This window comes from Microvirga sp. HBU67558 (genome assembly GCF_018069605.1).
Taxonomy (GTDB): domain Bacteria; phylum Pseudomonadota; class Alphaproteobacteria; order Rhizobiales; family Beijerinckiaceae; genus Microvirga; species Microvirga terrae.
The window spans coordinates 1-235 of sequence record NZ_JAGPUP010000018.1 but is presented as its reverse complement, the minus strand read 5'-3'; the positions used below and the strand labels follow the sequence as shown (position 1 = coordinate 235).

The following is a 235-nucleotide window of genomic DNA, read 5'->3' as shown; positions in this document are numbered from 1 at the left end:
GCAGCCAGTGCCGCACCGCGGCCGGGTTCTGCTCGTACGCCCGCCGGAGCGGCTTCTGCGCGGTAAAGCCCCAGCGCGCCAGATACTTGCCCACGGTTCGCACGGCCAGCGCAATCCCACAGCGCTGCCAGATCACCGCGCACACCGCCGCCCGGCTCCATAGGGCGAACGGCAGGTCCAGTTCGTCCGGGGTGTGCCGGCAGATCAGGCGCTGAATCTCGGCCTCCTGGGCGGC

At 71.5% G+C, this 235-nt stretch carries 1 protein-coding gene; it reads right to left on the bottom strand.

The features are described 5' to 3' along the window. On the bottom strand, positions 1-235 hold a 235-nt coding region (locus KBI52_RS00075), incomplete at both ends, for a winged helix-turn-helix domain-containing protein (RefSeq protein ID WP_210804707.1).